Consider the following 1,234-nt stretch of genomic DNA (forward strand, 5'->3'; position numbering starts at 1 on the left):
TGGCTTGATCATGTGGACGCCCTCAAGCAGTACAAGGATTCGCCACCAGAGCTCACTTCGGTCCAATCAATCGCTACATTTGACAAGGCCAAGTGGCTCAGTTTTAAAGCCATGATGGAGACACGCCTCCGGCAGTCGCGAAACCCCATCCTAGGCACCCCACTCATCTACCTTGTCCGGGAGTATGATATCTCCACGCGAGAGCATGTCCAGGCAACCTATGACACTCTTGACGACCGTTTGGTAGCCTGTGTGGAGTGCCGTGGCGCCTCTTTTATTGCCGACAATCAACGTTTCTTCGACTACCTTAAGTCATTGACTGTCGATGGCAATCTGTGGTCCTTTATCAGCAAGTTTGACAAGGCCCGGGACGGCCGCAAGGCCTGGAAGGCCCTCTTACACCAAGCTGAAGGACCTGAACATGTCAATTCCCGAGTACGCGAGGCCTACAGCCAGTTACAGGACCTGCAGTACTCCGGAACCAAGCGTCGCTTCACATTGGAGACCTTCATCCAGAAGCATATCGATGCACACACCATCCTAGCGGATCCTGCCAACAATGAGAGTGTTACTGAACAGTTCAAGATTGACGCGTTCGTGGCTGGAATCAAAGACCCCAAGTGCTCTCAGATCCTGATGACTACACAGACAGCACAGGGCATGGACACCTTTGATGCGTTCCAGCGCAAATTCTTGGACCTGTACAACCAACACATCAAGCCCAAAGCCTCCAAGGAGACCTATAGTGTTGCTGCAATGCACCAAGGTCCCTCGGAGAAGCGTGGGGGCAAGCGAAGCCCCGCGCGCAAACAACAGAACCACAAGAAGGGGGGCAAGGGCCCCAAATCCAAACACTACCCCAAAGCCGAGTGGGACAAGCTATCGGAGGAAGCCAAGAACAAGATCCGCCACGAAAGAGCTGCTGCCAAGGCTGCCCGTGGAGTCTCTGCTGTCACCCAGGCACCTTCTCTGGACCAGTCGATCTCGTCTGCTCTAGAGACAGGGGTGACCGAAGGCAAGCTCACCCACAAAGGGCAAGTGATCAACTTCTCGGTTGGCTCTGTGCAGTCCGAAGACCTCACCGAGCCTGACATCACGGCCGTTGCCGCTGCTGTTGGTTCCAAATTGAAGGGGGGGACCCAAGAAGACCTTGCTGAAGCACGATCTAAGTCTGCAGGTGGTCAATTTGGCCGACAGAATTGAAAGGATTGCAAGCAACAGCCTGTGCAGCTCA

General features: G+C 54.3%; 1 protein-coding gene. It reads left to right on the forward strand.

Annotated features, from left to right (window positions below; all coding sequences use genetic code 11):
• Positions 1-1,203: hypothetical protein (locus V6D20_13550; protein ID HEY9816805.1), on the forward strand; the 1,203-nt coding region annotated here is incomplete at its 5' end.
• Positions 1,204-1,234: the final 31 nt, after the last annotated feature.

It is taken from the genome of Candidatus Obscuribacterales bacterium (genome assembly GCA_036703605.1).
In the GTDB taxonomy this organism is placed as follows: domain Bacteria; phylum Cyanobacteriota; class Cyanobacteriia; order RECH01; family RECH01; genus RECH01.